The sequence below is a fragment of the Komagataeibacter sp. FXV3 genome, from assembly GCF_015155755.1.
In the GTDB taxonomy this organism is placed as follows: domain Bacteria; phylum Pseudomonadota; class Alphaproteobacteria; order Acetobacterales; family Acetobacteraceae; genus Komagataeibacter.
On sequence record NZ_VWPI01000067.1, the window covers coordinates 1 to 20,486 of the forward strand.

General features: G+C 60.6%; 17 protein-coding genes and 1 tRNA gene. 10 read left to right on the forward strand and 8 right to left on the reverse strand.

Annotated elements, in window-relative coordinates:
- The first annotated feature begins 337 nt into the window (after window positions 1–337).
- Entirely contained in the window at window positions 338–682 is a 345-nt protein-coding gene (locus F1542_RS06515) for a helix-turn-helix domain-containing protein (RefSeq protein ID WP_182355734.1), read from the forward strand.
- 454 nt (window positions 683–1,136) lie between these two features.
- Window positions 1,137–1,817 carry a hypothetical protein gene (locus F1542_RS06520; RefSeq protein WP_193732331.1) on the forward strand — a complete coding sequence of 227 codons (681 nt, stop codon included), beginning with the start codon at window positions 1,137–1,139 and terminating at the stop codon, window positions 1,815–1,817.
- A 33-nt stretch (window positions 1,818–1,850) separates the two neighbouring features.
- Here the strand turns inward: F1542_RS06520 and F1542_RS06525 are convergent, their stop codons facing one another.
- Window positions 1,851–2,111: a hypothetical protein gene (locus F1542_RS06525; protein ID WP_193732332.1), complete on the reverse strand. Its 261-nt coding sequence runs from the start codon at window positions 2,109–2,111 to the stop codon at window positions 1,851–1,853.
- A 231-nt stretch (window positions 2,112–2,342) separates the two neighbouring features.
- Between F1542_RS06525 and F1542_RS06530 the strand changes: the two genes are divergently transcribed.
- The 6 genes from F1542_RS06530 (at window position 2,343) to F1542_RS06555 (ending at window position 5,983) form a co-directional block, all read left to right on the forward strand.
- Window positions 2,343–2,891: a hypothetical protein gene (locus tag F1542_RS06530; RefSeq protein WP_193732333.1), complete on the forward strand. Its 549-nt coding sequence runs from the start codon at window positions 2,343–2,345 to the stop codon at window positions 2,889–2,891.
- Window positions 2,888–3,502 (forward strand): ORF6N domain-containing protein, encoded by a 615-nt coding sequence (locus F1542_RS06535; RefSeq protein ID WP_193732334.1) that lies wholly within the window; start codon window positions 2,888–2,890, stop codon window positions 3,500–3,502. The genes F1542_RS06530 and F1542_RS06535 overlap by 4 nt, the downstream gene beginning before the upstream one ends.
- A 78-nt stretch (window positions 3,503–3,580) precedes the next feature.
- A complete protein-coding gene (locus F1542_RS06540; RefSeq protein ID WP_193732335.1) occupies window positions 3,581–5,026 on the forward strand; it encodes a hypothetical protein in 1,446 nt (481 codons plus the stop codon).
- Complete coding sequence (locus F1542_RS06545) at window positions 5,023–5,286, forward strand: hypothetical protein (RefSeq protein WP_193732336.1); 264 nt, start codon at window positions 5,023–5,025, stop codon at window positions 5,284–5,286. Before F1542_RS06540 ends, F1542_RS06545 begins: the two co-directional genes overlap by 4 nt.
- Window positions 5,286–5,762 carry a hypothetical protein gene (locus F1542_RS06550; protein ID WP_193732337.1) on the forward strand — a complete coding sequence of 159 codons (477 nt, stop codon included), beginning with the start codon at window positions 5,286–5,288 and terminating at the stop codon, window positions 5,760–5,762. Before F1542_RS06545 ends, F1542_RS06550 begins: the two co-directional genes overlap by 1 nt.
- The gene (locus F1542_RS06555; protein ID WP_193732364.1) at window positions 5,759–5,983 is read left to right on the forward strand and encodes a hypothetical protein; all 225 of its coding nucleotides are present in this window, start codon (window positions 5,759–5,761) and stop codon (window positions 5,981–5,983) included. Before F1542_RS06550 ends, F1542_RS06555 begins: the two co-directional genes overlap by 4 nt.
- On the opposite strand, the gene F1542_RS06560 is transcribed toward F1542_RS06555, so the two are convergent.
- The gene (locus tag F1542_RS06560) at window positions 5,961–6,149 is read right to left on the reverse strand and encodes a hypothetical protein (protein WP_193732338.1); all 189 of its coding nucleotides are present in this window, start codon (window positions 6,147–6,149) and stop codon (window positions 5,961–5,963) included. The two genes, F1542_RS06555 and F1542_RS06560, sit on opposite strands and share 23 nt — an antisense overlap.
- A 29-nt stretch (window positions 6,150–6,178) precedes the next feature.
- Between F1542_RS06560 and F1542_RS06565 the strand changes: the two genes are divergently transcribed.
- Complete coding sequence (locus F1542_RS06565; protein WP_193732339.1) at window positions 6,179–7,237, forward strand: site-specific integrase; 1,059 nt, start codon at window positions 6,179–6,181, stop codon at window positions 7,235–7,237.
- Between the two features lie 66 nt (window positions 7,238–7,303).
- Window positions 7,304–7,393, forward strand: a tRNA-Ser gene (locus tag F1542_RS06570).
- Between the two features lie 232 nt (window positions 7,394–7,625).
- Here F1542_RS06570 and bcsA read toward each other — a convergent pair.
- The 6 genes from bcsA to dnaE form a co-directional block, all read right to left on the reverse strand.
- Window positions 7,626–12,236 carry a UDP-forming cellulose synthase catalytic subunit gene (gene bcsA / locus F1542_RS06575; RefSeq protein WP_408886242.1) on the reverse strand — a complete coding sequence of 1,537 codons (4,611 nt, stop codon included), beginning with the start codon at window positions 12,234–12,236 and terminating at the stop codon, window positions 7,626–7,628.
- Window positions 12,237–12,721: 485 nt separating this feature from the next.
- Entirely contained in the window at window positions 12,722–14,059 is a 1,338-nt protein-coding gene (locus F1542_RS06580) for a DEAD/DEAH box helicase (protein WP_193732341.1), read from the reverse strand.
- 329 nt (window positions 14,060–14,388) lie between these two features.
- Window positions 14,389–15,000, reverse strand: a complete 612-nt coding sequence (locus F1542_RS06585; RefSeq protein ID WP_193732363.1) for a nitroreductase family protein — start codon at window positions 14,998–15,000, stop codon at window positions 14,389–14,391.
- 28 nt (window positions 15,001–15,028) lie between these two features.
- Window positions 15,029–15,640 carry a methionine biosynthesis protein MetW gene (gene metW, locus F1542_RS06590; RefSeq protein WP_010506332.1) on the reverse strand — a complete coding sequence of 204 codons (612 nt, stop codon included), beginning with the start codon at window positions 15,638–15,640 and terminating at the stop codon, window positions 15,029–15,031.
- Between the two features lie 2 nt (window positions 15,641–15,642).
- Complete coding sequence (locus tag F1542_RS06595) at window positions 15,643–16,812, reverse strand: homoserine O-acetyltransferase (RefSeq protein ID WP_193732342.1); 1,170 nt, start codon at window positions 16,810–16,812, stop codon at window positions 15,643–15,645.
- Window positions 16,813–16,929: 117 nt separating this feature from the next.
- Complete coding sequence (gene dnaE, locus F1542_RS06600) at window positions 16,930–20,364, reverse strand: DNA polymerase III subunit alpha (RefSeq protein ID WP_193732343.1); 3,435 nt, start codon at window positions 20,362–20,364, stop codon at window positions 16,930–16,932.
- Window positions 20,365–20,486 lie beyond the last annotated feature (122 nt).

Sequence of the window (20,486 nt, forward strand, 5' to 3'; positions counted from 1 at the left end):
ACTCAGAAGCTCCATGTCAATCACTCCTCAAACCCCCAGCAGATGCTGCCGGGGAGTGTGAAGGCATGGGTCAAATCTCGATGAAAATTTCCGCCCTACCCGGGTCAGTTCTCAGTGAAAATCAACATCAGGTGACAGACGGGGATCGCCTTCCACTTCAGCACGGCGGAATGCGTTTTCATCCCGAGGGCACGGGACAGTTTACATGCCCCACCGGCTCGGGAGATGAGTTCTGCTGGTTTCATACCCAATATGTCTCTTATGGAGACCATGCAGGTCAAGCAAAAACGTCTCTTAGGGCGGCACATTAATTTGGAAATGATGAAATGATGTCCCAATGAGTGACACCATTGGCACACGGCTACGGCATATCCGCGAGGAAAAGGGTCTCAACCAGATTGACGTTGGTGAGGCCGTGGGGATCAGCCGTTCTTATCTTTCCGACATCGAGGCCGGAAAAAAGGATGGAAGCATCAAGACGATCACCGCCTTAGCGCAGTATTACGATGTTTCCCTGGACTACCTTGCGGGCTTTCCGGTTCCTGCGATCCAGAGTGCCGAGGATGCTGCTCATGATGACTTTGAGCGGATCCTTCTCAAGATATGGCGCGCGATGAACGAGGAAGAGCGCTTGGGCCTGATGGCGCTCCTCAAAGCCCGAATTGATACCAATGCAGCCTGATCCATTCCCCGGTGTCCATAGGTCTTTAGCCGCGTTCCCGTTCATTGTTTCTCTTTCGTTCTCACGGAACGATAGCAGAACCGACCGCGTGGTTGATATACGGAATTTGGATATGGGTTATGCGGCAATAGTCGCATAATTTGCATATTTTTTAAGCAAATAATTTCATTTCGATTTAGAGGGAATCATCAAATTGACTAAGAAAATCAATATACTATCGCAGAATTCTAGCAAAGAGAGAATCAATGAAAAACGGCGCCAACCGATGCTATTTTCTGCCATGGAAGCAGAGGAAGACACGCTGGGAATGGGCGTTCTTTCTGATGGAACACCCTATCTAAACCAGCGAGGACTGGCTCTTCTCTGCGGTGTCAAGAATGCCCATATCGGGACAATCAGCTCTCAATAGAACGAGTTACCTTACAAGCCTCGGATTGCTGCCATTCGAGAACTTTTGTCAGAAGATGGTGAGACACCTCCAGATCTGCCGCATATTGAAGTTCCTCATGCGGGGAAAGTGCATTTTTGCTATCCCGTCCATGTGTGTTTGGCCGTTCTGCAATACTATGCATTTGGGGCGGGTCCTAACTGCCAACCAGAAGCCCAGAGCAATTTTAGAAAACTTGCTGGCAGTAAACTGACCGAAGAAATATACCGCCGTGTTGGATACAATCCAAATGCAGCGGAAAACGTAAATATGGTAGCGTGGCATGAACGTATTGCCTTAAATTACCAGTCTGCCCCTGATGGGTATTTTTGCATTTTCAATGAAGCAAATACTTTAATATACGAAATGATTATGGCAGGAATACCTGTTGGCCCTAAAACCGTTCCAGATATTTCGATAGGCATTGCATGGTCTAAACACTGGAAAGACAAGGATCTCCATTTAAAATATGGTGCTCCAAATAGCTTTCCTCACCGTTACCCAGACAGCCACCCACAAGCTCGCTCCAATCCTCAGACGGCTAAATGCTATCCTATGGGAGCGTTGGGTGATTACCGCATTTGGCTGAAGAACGTGTATATAATGGGCGGAAAGTTTACTAATTATTTGCAAACAAAAGCGCCGCAATTGCCGCCGGGATCGGTTCCGAAGGCCCTTGGTAAGATTGTCCGCAGAGAAATAGAATAATCCCCCGCCCCGCTCCGGCGGGGTTTTTTATGCCTAATCCTCCATCTCCGGCACATCCCCCACGCTCTCAAGGATCTCCGGCTCACCGTAGTCCCCAGCATCCTCGTCCACTTCCATGCGGACCAAGATTGCTCCGGCCATAGACGTGCCGCGAGCGGCGACCTTATCAGTCCTGCGCCTGCCTTCCTCTACCGACCGGCACACGATGGGCGTGCCTGGCTCAAGCTGGGCAGCACCCCGTTTGGGCTTTCCCCAGATATACGGCTGGAAGATGATTCGTTCGGTAGCGGCCATCGGTTTCTCCTCTGAGTATGTTCATATTGTGTTCCTTCCATCAAAAGGGAAGTGAATTCGACATGAGTGATATTTGTCTCTTTTGGAGACTTTTCCCTTGACGCAAGGCGTCTCTTTAGGAGACTTTAAGCCCACTACCTGCTGACGGAGCGGCTGACCCCACGGAAATCCCGTGGCCGATATACCTCCAGACGCTGGTGAGACACTCATTTTGAGTCGGGAGAGGCTTATATGTCAGGACGACACGGACGGATCGAGGGTGCGCGAGTGCACTTCCGCCTGCCGCCGGATCTCAAGCGGTGGCTTGAAGATCGCGCGGCAGGCCGGGTCCGGACCATGGCCAGTGAACTGGTCACCATTCTTGAAAAGACACGCAGCGATGAAAGGGCGAAGCGGACGGCGGCAAGGAAATCCCTTGTGCTCCAGCATGCGTCCGCAAAACGGACGGATGCGGACATTGGTTCTCCCAATCTGGCGAACCAAACATCCGCTCCCCTGTCCCACGCTGAAATCGACTTTGGCGAGGCCATCCAGCACCTGTCGCGCGAGAAGCTGATTGCGCTGGCCGATGACCAGTGCAGCAAGCTGTGCCTGATGTGGGAAAACGTGCTGGAACTGCTCGCCCTCAACCTGGACGACCGTCGGGTGTACGAGATCGCGCAGGACATGGCGGAAACGCTGAACGACAATTCCGTGGAACATGAAATGTTCTATGGTGGCAAGGCGCGTGAACGGCTGCTGTCATTGTTCCCTGCCCTACGTGAAGGGGGTGCGGTATGAGCAACGTCACGATCAATGGCCGACCGGTCTCCATTCTGGAATATCTGGGCCAGCGCGTCGTCACGCTGGCTATGATTGACGATCTGCATGGCCGCCCCAAAGACACGGCCCGCAAGCGCTTCAATGAAAACAAGCGCCGCTTTGTTGAGGGGGAAGATTACTTCGTCCGAAATCCGGACGAAGCCAGAGAGCTTGGGTTTACCGCCCCCAATGGCCTGACCCTGCTGACCGAAAGCGGTTACCTGATGCTGGTGAAGTCCTTCACGGACGATCTGGCATGGACGGTGCAGCGCGAACTGGTCACCGGCTACTTCCGCGCGCCCCGGCAGCCGGACCTGCCCCGCAATACGCTGGCCACCATGGAACCGACCGAACTGAACGCCCGCATCGGCGCGTGCCGGCAGGCTTCGCGCCAGTGGGGCAAGTCAGCCGGTGCATGGGCATGGATGAAGGCGGGACTGCCCCGGCCGCCGCGGGAACTGCTCAGCGTAGCCGAGAACGCGGTGCTGGATGCCGTGAACGGCACCAAGCCCACACCGTCGCCAGTCCAGCGTCGGATCATGATTATCGAGGATGTGCAGGGCGGATCGGTCCCTACCCCGTTCCCCTGACCGTCCACCCTGAACAAGTAATCAATCCCCATCGGCTGCCATTACCAGCCTGACACAAGTATCCAAGGAAATCGAAAAATGTCCGAAACCCTCTCACGCCCGAAGTGCGTCCAGACGCCTGCGCCCGCCTTTGTTGTGGAGGACCAGATTGACCGGGTTCTGGAGCAGGCTGCGGCCCCGGTTGCCGCCGATCTGCCTGCTTTTGCCACGCCGACCCAGATCGGACGACGGTTGGCCACGGTGCGTCATATTCTCGATGAACTGGAAAAGACAGAAGGTTGCAGGGGAGCCTCCTTTAGCCGCTATGACAGGGAGCGCGATTCTCTCGTCGACCTTATGTCCACGAAGCAGCCCAACAACCTGCATGACGTGGCTGCCATTCTGAGCGCCATGATTGACCCTTTGGGAATGCTGGAGGGCTTCAACCTCAGCCGGGAGGATATCGACAAATATACGGCGCAGTTACAGCGCGGCGTCTGCGGCACGCTGAAGCATCTCATTGCCCTCGGTATCAATGTCGATGCGCTGGCGCCGGTGGACCCTTTTTATGAAATCCAGCGCATCCTCGGCACGCCAGCGGAAGTCACGCCATCGGCCCTACGCGATCTGGCCGATACGATGGAACGGCAGTTTATCGAAATCAGGGATTTTCCTGCTGACGAATGGCCTGTCGATAATGGCCCGCAGGTCCTTATGGACTATTGGGCCAATGTGGACGCCACACAAGCCCAGACCGTCCAGTCGGCGGAAGATGTAGTCAACCTGGCACGGATCACGCGCACGCTTGAGGATTCCATTGCCGAAGGGGACGAGTGCCCTGCACTGGAAAACATCCCCCGCATGCTGGTCTCAGCCATTCTGGATGGGCATCTGCCATCGCCTACCGGCCGGGATGCGTCGATCATAGCGAAGGCAACGGCAGCCACGGCGTTCGGGCGGCATGTTGAAGCAGCATATGCCCAGGCCCCAAATACCAAAGCCAGCAATGAAGCAATGGATAAACTGTTTGGGGAACGAGGTCACAAGATCAACGATCTCATGCTCTGCAAACCCACCACGCTACAGGGTTTTGCCGCCATGGCTCAGGCGATCATCGAGGACGACGGTGGTCTGCGCTCAGGCCGTGAGATGGAAGGCGATCCCGACAATCTGGTTGCCCTTACCCGCCATCTGGCTTCCGTTGCTCCGCAGTCCGGCGTCAGCCCAGACGTTGCCCTGATCAATGACTGCAATCGCTTTTGTGTGCTTGAGGCCCGAAGCAACAGGCTCTGGACTGAGGCTAAAACTCGGCAGGAAGAGGATGCTGCCACACTCGCATGCGCCCCATTTGAGGAAGAAAGCCGAGCGCTGATGGAACGGATCACTGCGCTGGAAGCCCATACCCCGGCAGGCAATACCGCCCGAGCGCATGCCCTGTCCCTGTTTGCCCCTGACCTGCTCGAACCCTCCGAACGGCTGGATTGTGCCCAGAACATGCTAGCCGCCCTCGCCCGCGACACGCTGGCCATGGGAGCCTCGTCATGAGCGATGATCTCGACAACATCTCGATCACGCCCCGCGGCATGGGTGCGCTGATTGCGGAACTGGGGGCAGCGGATAACGAAGCCGCATTCTGCCTGCGCCTGCAGGGCCACCTGCTAAGCATGGCCCGCAGCTACACGCAGCAGGGCTACTCGGATAAAGAAATCGTCGGGTTCATGCAGCAGATCGCCGATGGCGCCGCCTTCCGCCGCAATGAACTGCGGCCGATCGCCAACATTCATCACACGCCGGGACATGCGTAATGGCTGCCCGCAAAACCGACCGGCGCTATACCCCGCAGGACGATGCCCTGATCCGTTCTATGCGAACTGAAGCACGGTCCTGGACGGATATCGGCAGGGTGTTCGGGGTGCATGGCACCTCCATCCGTCAGCGCCTGATCCGCGTGCTGCAGGAGGACGACCCACACCCCGATGCTGAAAGCCTGCGCGAGGCAGCCCGACGCAAGCAGGCCGCACAGCAGGAAGCCACTCCGGCCCGGCTGCCCCTCACCCTCCGCACGCGCGATGGCGCGTTCAGCATCGCGGCCCTGCAGATGCTCCATCACCAGCAGGCAGCAACTGCAGGCCATATCCGCGCGACCGTACAGGAAATCGCGGCATGGGCCCGCACCAACCGGCTGCCACCCGCCTGCCGGGACACGCTGGCCCATATCAACGCATGGCGCACGCGCGAGGGCCTGCCGCCCTTCGTGCTCCAGAAGGAGAAAACATCGTGACTGACCTCAGCATGGGTGATGAAGTTCCCCGCCTCCCCCGATTCAACCCTGAGCCGCATGCCTATGACCGCAAGGCGCGCAACATCCCTTTGACCGAACCAACAACCTCGCGATCGCTCTGTATGCTGGCCCGGACCTGGGCCGTGCTGAACCCGAACGCTACCATCGAGGAACGGCAATACCTCGCAGCACTCATCGCTACGGAAATCGCGGGGCGATAGCAGCATGGACACCATCCCCCAGATCACGCAGCGGGTGCGTCTGGCCGATGTCGCCCGGGTCACCACCCTTTCCACCCGCCAGATCCAGAAGCTGGCCGCAGCCGGGCAGATACCCGGTGCGGCCAAGTTCGGCCGGATCTGGACATTCGATCCCATCAAGATCCACGCATGGATCAACAATCAGGAGGCCCGGGTTTGTCAGGCCGCACCAACGCCAACATCTACCTTCGAGGCAAAACGTATTGGGGGCGGCTCCAGATTGCCGGCCGCGAGCATAGAAGCAGCCTACGCACGGCTGACCCGCGGGAAGCCCGGCGCAGGCTCAAGCAGTGGAAAACGGAACTCGAGCGCGAGGCCGTAACCGGGGACAGCGATCAGCTTTTTGAAGAAGCCGTCATCCGCTGGATTACCGAAGTGCTGGCAACCTCGGTCAAGCCCCAGACCATGCGACGCTACACCATCTCAATCCGCAGTCTGGAAGATACATTCAAGGGCGTTCGTGTGCGCGACATCACCACGCGCCTGATTTCCAATTTCGTATCCAGCCGGTCAGGCAGCGTGACCAATGCTACGATTCGCCGAGACCTGACTGCCCTTTCCCGCCTGCTGTCGGCCTGCGTGGCGTGGGGCTGGATCACCAGCAACCCGGCCCTGTCCTTTGACCGCACGATCATCCGCGAACGGCGCGATCCGATTACGCCGCCCTGCCCGGATTCGGTGGCGCGGTTCAGGGCCGCCTGTCCACCCGGCATGGCCGCGATTCTCGATCTTCTGGAACAGACGGGCATGCGGGAAAATGAAGCTGTCAGCCTGACGGGAGATAACGTGGACCATGAACGCCAACAGATCCGACTGCTCCGCACCAAGACGAGTCGGCCACGCACGATCGCATGGGTCACGCCAGGTGGAGACGCAACCGCGTTGCTGGAGCAAGCACCTCTTACCGGTTGCCTGTTCCCGAACCGGTATGGAAAGCCTTATCGAAATGCGGCCTCAAACTATGGACAGGTCATGCGCCGGGTGATGGCGCGATGCGAAGTCGAGAGCATCTCCTTCACCCGCTTTCGTATCCATGACCTCCGCCATGCCTTCGCTATCCGTTGGCTCAAGGCAGGCGGCGACATCTACCGTTTGAGCCGCCATCTGGGACACACATCGGTCAAGACAACTGAAATCTACCTGTCGGCCCTTACGGCGGATGAACTGGACCGGGTAATGCATGTCGGCACAAAAGACGGCACAGTAACCACATGAATGCAGCGGTTTTTGTGCATGGTAACATCTAGACGGCGGCGGAATACCTAGCTAAACAGACGATATGGAGAGGTGGCCGAGCGGTTGAAGGCAGCGGTCTTGAAAACCGCCGTGCGTGTGAGCGTACCGTGGGTTCGAATCCCACCCTCTCCGCCACATTCCCTGAAAATATGATGCCGTCACAATGCCGCGCACCCATCAAACGATGACGTGACAGTAGTGATATTCCATACGGGAATGGCCTGTTCCATCATACGGATGCCAGATCCCTCCCCCCTTTCCTGCGCCGCGAACCATGGGTCCGCCGTCCCTGCACTGCCCCATGATCCGTACCACAGGCTGCGGACGACACGGGCGCAGGCACATACGTTGCCTGCGCCCCGCCCGATCAGTCTTCAGATGCATGTTCCGCCATGCGTACCGCTTCATCGGCCTCGGCCTGTTCACGCACCCGTCGGCGCGCCCGGGCCCGCAGCCACAGCCATGCGCCAGTTCCCAGCATGATCGCGCCCGTCACACCACACAGGTACATCAGGATCGGGTGCCGCGACAGGAACCAGTCCACCCACATCCACAGCGGCAACCTGCCCACCGTATAGGTGGGCGATGTGCGATAGGTCGTGAATTTGTCACCGTTCTTCAGCACCAGGTCACCCTGCAGGCTGGACAGGGCCTTGCGGTCATGCAGGCTGGTGACCAGGTCATGGATATGCGCGCCATCATCCCCCAGCAGCGCCAGAACAGAACGATGGCTTGCATAGGGGGATTCCGCCCCGATCATCATCGCGGCGTTGCGCACCGGGGCATTCAGGTTGGCGGTCACCCCATTGCGCAGTCCGCTGCCGTCACGGTCCTGGAACATGTACCAGATACCCTGCAGCCCCATATCCTGACCGACATGGATATGGCCATCGTCAATCTGGTATGCCGAACGTGACAGCAGGGAAGTTGCCGCCCCCATCTGCCCCACTGGCGCCAGCAGGATGATATCGCCCGAAGGCGGATTCTGCGCGATATCCGCCGTCGTGGCAAAATGCACCCCTGCGGCGGGATACCATGTCACCGATCCCATGAAGCCCATCAGGTCAAGATAGGCCCCGATCGTGTCGGTATCCGGCGTGGGCGGCAAAACCACCGTGGTTTCCCCAAGGTCGGCCATGCGCGAAAACGGAAACCCGATTTCAGAAAAATAGGAGAGGTTGGGCAGGGTCGCGAAATGCACCCCGCGCCGGAAATCCAGCACGGAATCCGAATCAATCCCCAGACGCAGGTTATCGGGCGTACGGCGACAGGCTCCACGGTCCACCGGACGGGTATCAAAGTTGAACTGCAGGTCATTTTGCCCAAACAGAAGCCATGACGGTAGCGCCGTGACGTGCCCCACCGCGCCTGCATGCTGGGTAACCATCCGTTCCGACCACATGCGCCACAGGCTGTTGCCCAGCAGCGAATAGCTTTGCAGGTAGGAGTTGTTGAGACTGACATCCAGACGGGACGCGCTGATATCCACCACCGGGTTATCCGGCGTGCGCACCCACAGATCCATCAGGAAAGGCAGGCCATGCCACGTATACAGGTCGGGCGGCAGGTGAAACGGCACATGCAGCGTACCGGGCGCAAACCCGCCAGCCTGCAGGTCGCCCGCTGTCACCAGTTCACCAAAGCGCACCGGGCGATCCGTCGGGATGAAAGCTGGTGCATCATATGGCGCGCGGGGGCGCAGGGTAACATCCTGCACCACGGCAGATGACATGTTGCCCAGCGTATCGGGCGAAAACACCAGCGCACGGGCCGCGACCTCAACCTCGTGCGGCGTGCGCCCGGTTACGATCAGGACGGTGCCCCACCTGTCATTGGGATTGGCGATTTCCAGCAGCGTCGGGCCAGCAGGCATGTGTCCCTGGTCATCAACAGGAATATTCTGCCCGATTTCAATGGCATTGCCCGATGCCGGCATGCTGCGCGACACGGGAAAAGATAGCAGGCGCGAGTCAGCCAGCTTGCCGAACCATGAGGCGACAAGCCCCCCCGCGCGCATGATGTCCTCCCCCGGTGATGACGCGGGCATGACCACCGGCACCCGCATGGCCACCTTCAGATTGGGATCGAAAAAGGGTACCGGCAACCGACTCAGGTCACGTTCGGGCACGATCCGCGCCGTGGTCAGGGTAATGCTGGACTGATCCGATATCTGGGCCCACAGCACGTCATTGTACAGGTCGTTGCAGTCACGCCTGTATTCACCGGCAAAATGGAAATTGAGCTTGTTGTCACCCGTGAAATAAAGCGGATCGACCTCGATTTCCATCGGACCGAAGGTCGGGTGCGTGGGATCGATGCGGATCGTGCCGACATACTGTTCATTCAGGGTGACGGTCAGCGCCGTGGCTTCGGGCAGCAGCGAGGGCGAAATCGCCCCTGACAGTTTCAGCGTTGCATGGGTCACCACGCGGTTGGCCGGCACCACCACGTCAATACCCTGCAATGGTGAAAAACCACGCAGGGTCAGGGGGCCGTTTTCAAGGCCAAGGTCATGAAACGGAATGGTGCGCGTAATTTCGGTATCGGCCACCCGGTCCGCCAGCCTGGGGTCCGCCACACTGCCCACGGGCGGGATATCGCCACTGTTGGTATCGCCCAGCGGGGTCAGGCGCGACACGCCCGTCGTACTGTAAACCGGTGGGGATACAGGCGGCGCGGCGACAGGTGCCACGGCTGCCGGCGGCACGGGCGGGGGGGAGACGGGCTCCTGCGCCCGTGCGGGCGTCATCACCGACAGCAACATGCCCATCCCTGCCGCCATCATGGTCACGCCATAGCCAATGCCCCGATGGACAGGCGGCACCACAAGGCTCTTTTTTTCCAGCGTTTCTTCCTTGTGCACGCTTTCATCACTTTCTTCAGATTCCTGCGCCGGGCTGAGATCCCACAGGTAAGGCGGGGACAGAAGGCCGCCTATGCTTTTTATGACCTGATATATGCTGTTCAACGGTCGGTCATCCTTGAAATCGGCCCAGTTATGCCATGCATCGCTTCGACCGAATACAAAGCTGACAATCTGGCGTTCCTGCTCCAGCGTTTCATTTTTCCATTGCAGATGCAGCCACGAACCACGCTGCCCGAGAATGGTGGCAGGCACCGCCACCTCGATCCCGTCATCGGGCTTGCTGTACCGCAGGATGATGTCCATCGGGGTCTCAAGCTGTGTCGACAGGTTGAGGGTTACCCCCGCCCCACCCAGCGAAATATCCGTCGTATGGGCATGATATGCCGCGCCATCGGCAAAACAGACCTCGACAGGCAGCTTGGCCCGCACGCGGGGCTTGTGCCGGATCTGTCGCGTCTCGCGCCCCACCGCGATGGACGCCAGCACCACGATCAGGCTGATGGTGATCCATAACGTGTTGAGCAAGAAGGACTGGAACGCCAGTTTCTGATGGTACTGGAAAATCATGCCCAGTATGCCGCGCACCATTCCCGCAAACAGGATCAGCGCCATGATGGCGTTGGGGTACACCGCGCTGAAATCGAAATACCCGCGCGCCAGAAGCCCGCCCTTGTCCGTCACGTTGAACTTGCCCTTGTGCGGCTGCAGCAGGGTGACGATGGTGATGCGGATAAGGAACAGCGCGAGCGAGGTCTCGTAAATCTCGCTCCAGAAGGAATAGCGCCACCGCCCCTCGATCCGGGACAGGGTCATGATGGAATGGAAAATATGCGGCAGCGCATAGACCATGATGGCAAAGGGGGATGCCGCGATGATGTTCTGCCCGAAAAACAGGAACCCCAGCGGTGAGACAAGGAAGGTTACCCGTGGGATGGCAAACAGGAAGTGCGACATGGCCGACAGGTAGCACAGCCGCTGTTCCCACCGCAGGCCACCGCCCATCAGGGGGTTGTCCAGCCGCATGATCTGCAGCATGCCACGCGCCCAGCGCACGCGCTGGCCGATATGCAGGATCAGCCGTTCGGTGGCCAGTCCACCGGCCAATGGCTGGCACAGATAGGCCGTCCCCCACCCCTTGCGCTGCATCTTCAGCGCGGTATGGGCATCTTCCGTAACCGTTTCGGTCGCGAAGCCGCCGACACTCAGCAGCGCCGAACGGCGGATGGCGGCACATGAACCGCAGAAGAATGTCGCATCCCAGAAATCATTGCCATCCTGCACCAGCCCATAGAACATGTTGCCTTCAGGCGGTACGTCATAGCCCGCGGCAAGGTTGCGCTGGAACGGATCGGGGGAATAGAAATGGTGCGGCGTCTGCAGCAGCGCCAGCTTGGGATCCGCCACCATCCAGCCAATGGTCTTGAGCAGGAAGGACCGGGTGGGCACATGGTCACAATCGAAAATGACCACGAACTCCCCCTTGGTGATCTTCATCGCGTGATTGAGGTTGCCGGCCTTGGCGTGGTTGTTCTCTGAACGGATGATGTAACCCGCGCCGGATTCCCTTGCAAAATCGTAAAAGGACTTCCGCCGCCCGTCATCCAGGATATAGACATTCAGCTTATCTGCGGGCCAGTGCAGGTCCATCGCCCCCAGTACGGTCGAACGCACCAGTTCCAGATCCTCGTTATAGGATGGGACATAGACATCCACCACCGGCCACTCATCGGTGTTGTCCGGAAGGTTGTGCGGCTTGCGGCCCAGGGGCCATGACATCTGGAAATAGCTCAGGCACAGGGTGGACAGCGCGTATCCCTCAGCCAGAAGCAGGGCGATCGACATGACAATCTGCAGCGGACCGGTGAACTGCACCGTGCTGCCCAGCCGCCAGATCAGGTAACGGAAGGACACGAACAGGGACAGCATCATGAGGATGCAGGTAACGTGCCGTCCCTTCTTGCGGTTAAGGAAGAAGAACAGGCTGATCGTGCCAATGGAAATATAGGCCTGCTGTGCGGGCGCAAGGGTAACGTCGCCAACAGACAGGCAGAGAAACGCCCCACCCGTCAGCAGGAAGCAGACAAGCCACTTCGTCCTGCGCGGCGTGGCCATGAACGCTTTGCCGCCCCACTTCAGCCACAATTCCCTTAGCATATTTTGCAACCAGACCGACCTGAATAAAAACCTGCTGATACGCATGCATGCAACAGACGCGCCAGGACATTTTACTGACCATTATTGCGCCCCGCGCCAGGCACGATTTATTCCTTATGGCAAAAAGTTCCGCTTAAAAGGTATCTCTTTCCTGTGATTTCCTTAATGGGAAGGCACATTAAATGACGTGCCGTCGGGACCGCAAGGCATTATGTGGAATACGGATTTATTTTCAGGTGTCAGTTAAAAAAACAGGTATCGTGCGCCGCATACAATAACGACCCGACAAAAAACATGAATACATTTTACATAATAAATAATGCAATATGATTTATTATGTAAAATATCCTGTTTTACATATGAACGGACAGTCTGCGACAGACGAAAAAAGGCACCCGATCCATCGGACCGGATGCCTTGTTCATTCTGTCATACGTGTGGTGTCAGACCGCGCGGCGACCCGCGCCACCGGAACGGCCACCGCCACCGGGACGACCGCCACGGCCACCACCGGGCGGACGACCGCCACCGGCGGGACGACCACCACCACCGGGACGCCCGCCGCCGGAACGGCCACCGCCGCCCCCACGGCCGCGACCACCGCCACCCAGCACGGGCGGACGCATGGTGGAATTCTCGGCTGATTCCGAATGGTAAGGATGTTCGGACACAACCGGGATCTTCTTGCCGATATTCTTTTCAATATCACGCAGCCATGCGCGCTGTTCCGCATCACACAGGGAAACGGCCCAGCCTTCACGCCCGGCGCGCGCCGTGCGGCCAATGCGGTGGACATAGCTTTCGGGAACGTTGGGCAGGTCGTAGTTGAACACGTGGGTCACGTCATCCACGTCAATACCACGGGCCGCGATGTCGGTCGCCACCAGCACCTTCACGTTGCCGGAACGGAAACCCGACATGGCGCGTTCACGCGCGCCCTGCGACTTGTTGCCATGAATGGCTTCAGCCGTGATGCCGTGTTCGCTCAGGAAGGCCGCGACCTTGTTGGCTTCATGCTTCATCAGCGTGAACACCACGGCGCGTTCGACCTTGGGCGAGTCCACCAGCAGCTTCAGCGCCTCGCGCTTGTTGCCGGTATCGACAAACATCACCGCCTGGCGGATACGGTCCACCGTGCTGGACGGCGGCGTGACCTGCACGGTGGCGGGGTCACGCAGCAGGCCGTGCGCCAGATCCGAAATGGTCTTGGGCATGGTGGCCGAGAACAGCAGTGTCTGGCGATCGGTCGGCAGGGCGGCGACAATCTTGCGGATATCGCGCACGAAGCCCATGTCCAGCATGCGGTCGGCTTCGTCCAGTACCAGGACCTCAAGCCCGGACAGGTCGACATGCCCCTGCCCCATCAGGTCCAGCAGGCGGCCGGGGGCGGCAACCAGCACGTCCACGCCGCGGCGCAGGGCCTCGATCTGGCGTCCCTGCCCCACGCCACCAAACACGACAGCGTGGCTGAAGCGCATGTGGCGGGCATAGGATGCGAAGCTTTCCCCGATCTGGGATGCCAGTTCGCGGGTCGGCGCCAGTACCAGCGCGCGCGCGCCCTTTGGGTGGGCACGGCCTTTTTCACGGAAAAGACGGTCAAGGATTGGCAGCGCGAAGGCCGCGGTCTTGCCCGTTCCGGTCTGTGCCAGCCCCAGCAGGTCACGCCCTTCCAGCAGATAGGGAATGGCGCCGGCCTGAATGGGGGTGGGCGTGGCGTAGCCTTCCTCGTCCAGTGCCCGCAGCAGCGGCTCTGCAAGATGAAGATCGGCAAACGTTGTCATGAATGGCGCCTCCTGGCGCAAAAAAACAGGGCCGTGGGGCGTGCAGGAACCTGCATGCCCGGATGGCGAACTGACAGACATACCCGACACCGGCCCTTATATGCACGGGGGCACTCGGTCTGTCGTCGCAAGGATATCATGTAAGGAATAAAGGCCGGTCCAGTCTGCTTCTGTTCGTGTCCCCCGCGTCAAGGACACGTGCAATCAAACCAGCACAAGGAACAGGCGCGGTCCGTTCCCAAGCCTGAGGCTGTATATTGTTACGGGGGGAACCGCAAGCTTTTTCATGCAGCCCCCGCCTTATGCCCGCCCGTCACGGGCGGCCCGGTTCACGACGGGGGAAAACGGTCGGTCAGGATGACTTCGCCATCGGGCAGCTTGCCCACGCGCGGCGCGGCCTGTTCCACGCCCTTGCCAATGACGACAAACATCGCCACCACATGGTCCGCCGGCAGGTTGATCAGGCGCCCCACCGCGTCATAATCGAACCCGTCCATGGGGCAGGACTGGTAGCCCATGGCGGTGGCGGCCAGCATGAGCGTCTGCGCCGCAAGGCCCGCGCTGCGCATGGTCTCGTCCTGCTGGACCCATTCTCGGCCTTCGTAATAGCTGCGGATCAGTTCCGCCATGCGCTGCTTCACGTCCTCGGGCGCGCCATCGAAATAGCGGGCCGGGTCTTTTTTCCACGCATCGCGGTCGGCGCAGATCACGACCAGCGCGGAGGCATCGGTCACATCCGGCTGGTCCCACGCCACCTTGCGCAGCGCGCGGCGCAGGGCCGGGTCGCGCACCACCACGAAACGGCAGTGCTGGATATTGAAGGCAGAGGGCGCATGGCGTGCGGCCGCAAGCAGTTTGTGCAGATCCGCCGGGCTGATCTTGTGATCCGGGTCATAGGCCCGTATGGCGCGCCGGGTCCGGATGGCTTCAAGGGTATCCAATGTCACGTCTCCCACCATGGCGACTTTGTTAACGGGGGGCGTCCTTGCGCCGTAACAGGAACAGCGCCTGTTCCCCGAACAGGTTGGCCAGCCGGATCGAACGCCGCCATGGTGCGCGCTCGCCGTCTTCATCAACGGCCATCCACTGCTGGACAACATAACCCTCATCGCGACACAGCGTCAAAAAGTCGAGGATCGTGCACGGGTGGATATTGGGCGTGTCGTACCACGGCGTGCTCCATACGCTGGTCATGGGCATGCGCCCGCGCAGCAGAAGCTGCATGCGCAGCCGCCAGTGGCCGAAATTGGGGAATGACACGATGGCATACCGCCCGATGCGCAGCATCTGGCGCAGTACCTCCCGCGGGCGTTCGACCGCCTGCAGGGTGCGCTGCAGCACCACGTAATCAAACGCATTGTCGGGGTAATGGACCAGATCATGGTCCGCATCCCCATGCATGACCGGCAGGCCGTGGGCGACGGAACGGGTGACCTCACGCATGTCGATCTCGATCCCGCGCGCGTCACACCCGCTGTTGCGGAACAGGTAGTCCAGCAGCGCGCCATCGCCACTGCCCACATCCAGTACGCGGGTCCGGGGACGGATCATGCCCGCGATCAGGCGCTGGTCAAGCCGCATGGTCAGCCAATCCCCGCATGTTCCGCCGCCCCGCACAGGAAGCCACGGATGGTCCGGTCAAAATCAGGTTCATCCAGCAGGAAGGCATCATGCCCCTTGTCACTGTCGATCTCGACAAAGGATACGTTTGCCGCGACCTGGTTGAGCGCACGGGCCAAAAGCCGCGCCTGTGACGTAGGGAACAGCCAGTCAGACGAAAACGATATGATGCAGAACCGCGTGGGCGTGCCCCGGAACGGGCGCGACATATCGCCATCATGCTCGGCGCCGAGATCGAAATAATCCATCGCCCGCGTGATCGTCAGGTAGGAATTGGCGTCAAACCGCCGCACGAAGGTCGATCCCTGATGGCGCAGGTAGCTTTCCACCTCAAACATCTCGCCAAACAGCGCGCCCGGCGCCCCCACCGCCCCGCGTCCGGGGGTCGCCCGCACGCGGCGGCCGAATTTGCGTGTCAGCGCCGCTTCGGACAGGTATGTGATGTGCGCCATCATGCGCGCGACCGCCAGCCCACGGGCCGGGATCTCGTTACATTCCCAGTACCGGCCACCATGCCATTGCGGGTCGGCGAATATGGCCTGGCGGCTGACTTCGTTAAAGGCGATGTTCTGCGCGGAATGGAAAGGGGATGTCGCGATCGGCATGGCCGCGAACACCTGATCGGGATAGGTCGCGCACCATTCCAGCACCTGCATGCCACCCATGGACCCGCCGACAACCGCCAGCAGGCGCCTGATGCCCATATGTTCAACCAGCAGGTGCTGCGCGCGCACCATGTCACGAATGGTGATGGCGGGGAAATCGGTGCCCCACGGCTCCTCCGTCCCGTCTTCACGCACCCGCAGGCTGCGCGGGCCGGTCGTGCCCATGCACCCGCCCAGCACATTGACGCAGATGACAAAGAAACGGTCGGTATCAATCGGCAGCCCCGGCCCGACCATGCGTCCCCACCATCCGGGCTTGCCGGTCAGGGGATGGGGGTCGGCCACGTACTGATCACCCGTCAGCGCGTGGCAGACCAGGATCGCGTTGTCACGCGCGGGCGACAGGGTGCCATAGGCGCGGTACGCCACATCCACCGGTGCAAGGTGGAAGCCACAGTCCAGCTGCAATCCGTCTGGAAAGGTGACATGCTGGTGCGACAGGGTGGTAGCGGGATTGGTCTGGTCCATTCTGTATCCGGCATTGCGTCGACAGGGACAATGAAAAAAACTGGCAGGGGTTGCGTATGACACCCCGGCCCGGCACATGCAAGGTTCATGGCGATCCCTGCCCGCCGGGCCATGGGGTCAGAACTGTTCCACCTTGCCCACGCCCTCGATGGCCTTGATCATCTGCGCTACGCGTGGGGTCACGCGGTAACGTTCGGACAGCGTCAGTTCAACATCGCGCGTTTCCGCGACCGATGGCAGCAGGATCACCCGCCCCCGCCCGTTGCCATTGCCCAGCAGCACGTCGCGGATCGGTTCCAGCGCGTCCGCCCGGTCGAACCAGATACGCAGTTCCGCCGCGGCTTCCGCCGCCGCCTGTTCCAGTTCCATCACGTCGGACGCCGTGATGCGCAGTGCCTCGCCCTCCAGCTTCAGGTCGGCAGTGACGACAACGGCATTGCCCGCCACCAGGATTTCACGCGACCGCGACAGCACTTCGGAAAAGAAGGTGATTTCACACCCGCCCGACGCATCGGACAGCCGCACCCACGCCATCTTGTTCCCCGTGCGCGTGGGGCGTTCCTTGCGGTCCACCACACAGCCCGCGATCTTGACGCGGCCAATGCCCGCCTGTGCCGCCGCCTCCAGCCCCGTGGCCCTGACCGCCCCCAGCCTGCGCATGAGCGGGCCGTAGGAATCCAGCGGGTGTCCCGTCAGGTGGAAGCCAATGGCGTCGGCTTCCATGTTCAGCCGTTCGAATTCGGGCCAGTCCGCGCAGCGCGGCAGGCGCAGCGGCTCACGCTGGGCGGGTATGGCGCCACCACCGCCAAACAGGCCGATCTGCCCGCTGGCGGCTTCCTGCGCATTGGCCTGCGCGCGCCGCATCACGGTTTCCGCCCCGCCACAGGCCTGCGCGCGGTTGGGCAGGATGGTGTCGAACGCCCCCGCGCGGGCCAGGTTTTCCAGCTGCATCTTGTTGACCTGCCGCGGGTCAAGGCGGGCGGCCAGGTCCTCAAGGTCGGTAAAGGGCCTGTCGCCGCGCACCGCCACCAGCGACTGCATGGCGCTCAGCCCCACCTTCTTGACCGCGGCCAGCGCGTAGCGGATGCCATAGCCCTTGCCATCGGGCAGTTTTTCCACCGTGAAGTCCGCGCCGGATGCATTGATGTCGGGCGGCAGGATGGGAATGCCCAACCGGTCGGCTTCCTGCCGCAGGCCCGCCAGCTTGTCGGTCTTTTCACGCGCAAGCGACATGCATGCGGCGATAAAGGCGACGGGATGGTTCGCCTTCATCCACGCCGTCTGGTACGATACCAGCGCGTAGGCGGCGGCATGGGATTTGTTGAACCCGTAATCGGCAAACTTGGCCATGAGGTCGAACACCTCGGCAGCCTTTTCGCGCTCGATCCCGCGCTTCATCGCCCCTTCGGTAAAGATCTCGCGCTGGCGGTCCATTTCCGCGCGGATCTTCTTGCCCATGGCGCGCCGCAGCAGGTCGGCGCCCCCCAGGCTGTAGCCCGCCATCTTCTGGGCGATCTGCATGACCTGTTCCTGATAGACCATGATGCCGTAGGTCTCTTCCAGGATATCGCGGATTTCCTCGTGCGGGGGTTCCCATGCCTCCCCATGCTTGCGCCTGCAGTAATCGGGAATGTTGGCCATGGGGCCGGGACGGTACAGCGCCACGGCGGCGATCAGGTCTTCCAGCCGGGTCGGGCGCATCTGCTTGAGCACGTCGCGCATGCCGGCACCTTCGAACTGGAACACGCCGCCCGTATCGCCGCGCGCCAGCATGTCGTAGGTCAGTCCGTCATCCAGCGGCAGGGCCGACAGGTCGACCTCGACCCCCATGCCGTGCAGGAACTGCACCGCGCGTTGCAGGATGGTCAGCGTGGTCAGGCCGAGGAAGTCGAATTTGACCAGTCCCGCCTGCTCCACGAACTTCATGTTGTACTGCGTGACCAGCATGTCGCTTTTGGGATCGCGATACAGCGGCACCAGTTCCACCAGTTCGCGGTCACCAATCACAACGCCTGCCGCATGCGTACTGGCATGGCGGAACAGGCCTTCCAGTTGCTGGCCGATTTCCAGCAGGCGGGCGATGGCCTCGTCCTCGTCGCGCATTTCCTGCAGGCGCGGCTCCCCCTCGATCGCCTGTTTCAGGGTCACGGGCTGCGCGGGATTGTTGGGGATCAGTTCCGCCACGCGGTTGACCATGCCGAATGGCAGGCCCAGCACGCGCCCCACGTCACGCACCGCCGCACGCGCCTGCAGTTTACCGAACGTGATGATCTGGGCCACGCGGTCGGGGCCGTATTCGCTGCGGACGTAACGGATGACCTCGTCACGCCGGTCCTGACAGAAATCGATATCGAAATCGGGCATCGACACGCGTTCGGGGTTGAGGAACCGTTCGAACAGCAGGTTGAAGGGAATGGGGTCGATATCGGTAATGGTCAGCGCCCATGCCGCAAGCGACCCGGCACCCGAACCACGGCCCGGCCCCACGGGTATGTCATGCGCCTTGGCCCACTGGATGAAGTCGGCCACGATCATGAAATAACCGGGGAAACCCATCTGTGCGATGATATCGAGTTCGAATGCCAGGCGTTCTTCGTATTTCGTCCGCGTGTCGTCATCGACAGTCATGCGCGACAGGCGGTTTTTCAGGCCGGTCACGGCCATGTGCCGCAATGTCTGTTCTTCGGTCTGGCCTTCTTCCACCTTGGGGCAGACCGGCAGCAGGGGCTTGCGCGTTTCGACCGCAATGGCGCAGCAGCGCGCGATGTCCAGCGTGTTGTCGCAGGCTTCGGGCAGGTCGGCGAACAGTTCACGCATGACCTCCGGCGGTTTGAACCAGTGTTCGGGTGTCACCCGCCAGCGGTCGCGTTCGGCCATGGTACGGCCCTGCGCGATACACAGCAGCGCGTCATGCGCCTCGTACATGTCCGGCCTGGGGAAGAAACATTCATTGGTCGCCACCAGCGGCAGGCCCATGCGGTCGGCCATGGCGATCATGCCCGGCTCCACCGCGCGTTCCGCCGCCTGCCCATGGCGGTGCAGTTCCACCGCCATGTGGCTGCCATAGGCTTCGTGCAGGCGGTCCATGAGGCGTGCTGCCTCCCTTTCCTGCCCTTCGGCCAGCATGTGGAACAGCGGTCCCCGGCTGCCCCCCGTCAGCAGGAACAGCCCGCCCGCGCGTTCGCACAGCACATCGAGGGTGACGGTCGGTTCATCCGTTTCATGCTGCAGGAACCCCGCCGAGGACAGGAACTGCAGGTTGGCCAGCCCTTCCGCATTGCGCGCCAGCAGCACCACGGGTTCGGCCGGGCTGCCGGGCTTGTCGCTGCGCGACGGCAGGCCGATCTGGCAGCCGATAATGGGCTGCACGCCCTTTTTTCCGCAATACTGCGAAAATTCCAGCGCGCCGAACATGTTGCCCGTATCGGTAATGGCGACGGCGGGCATGCGCATGTCGTGGGCCAGCGCCACCAGTTCGGGCACGCGGATGGCCCCCTGGCTGAGGGAATAGGCGGAGTGGACACGCAGGTGGACAAAATCGGCATGGGACATGGGCCTATCCTACCCCACACCGCATCTGATTCGCACGCCCCGCGCGCAGGGCCAGCCTGTTATCCCTGAAAAATAACAAAAGTTTTTGGGTGTTCCCTTTTTTCAAAAAGGCAGCGTTCCCT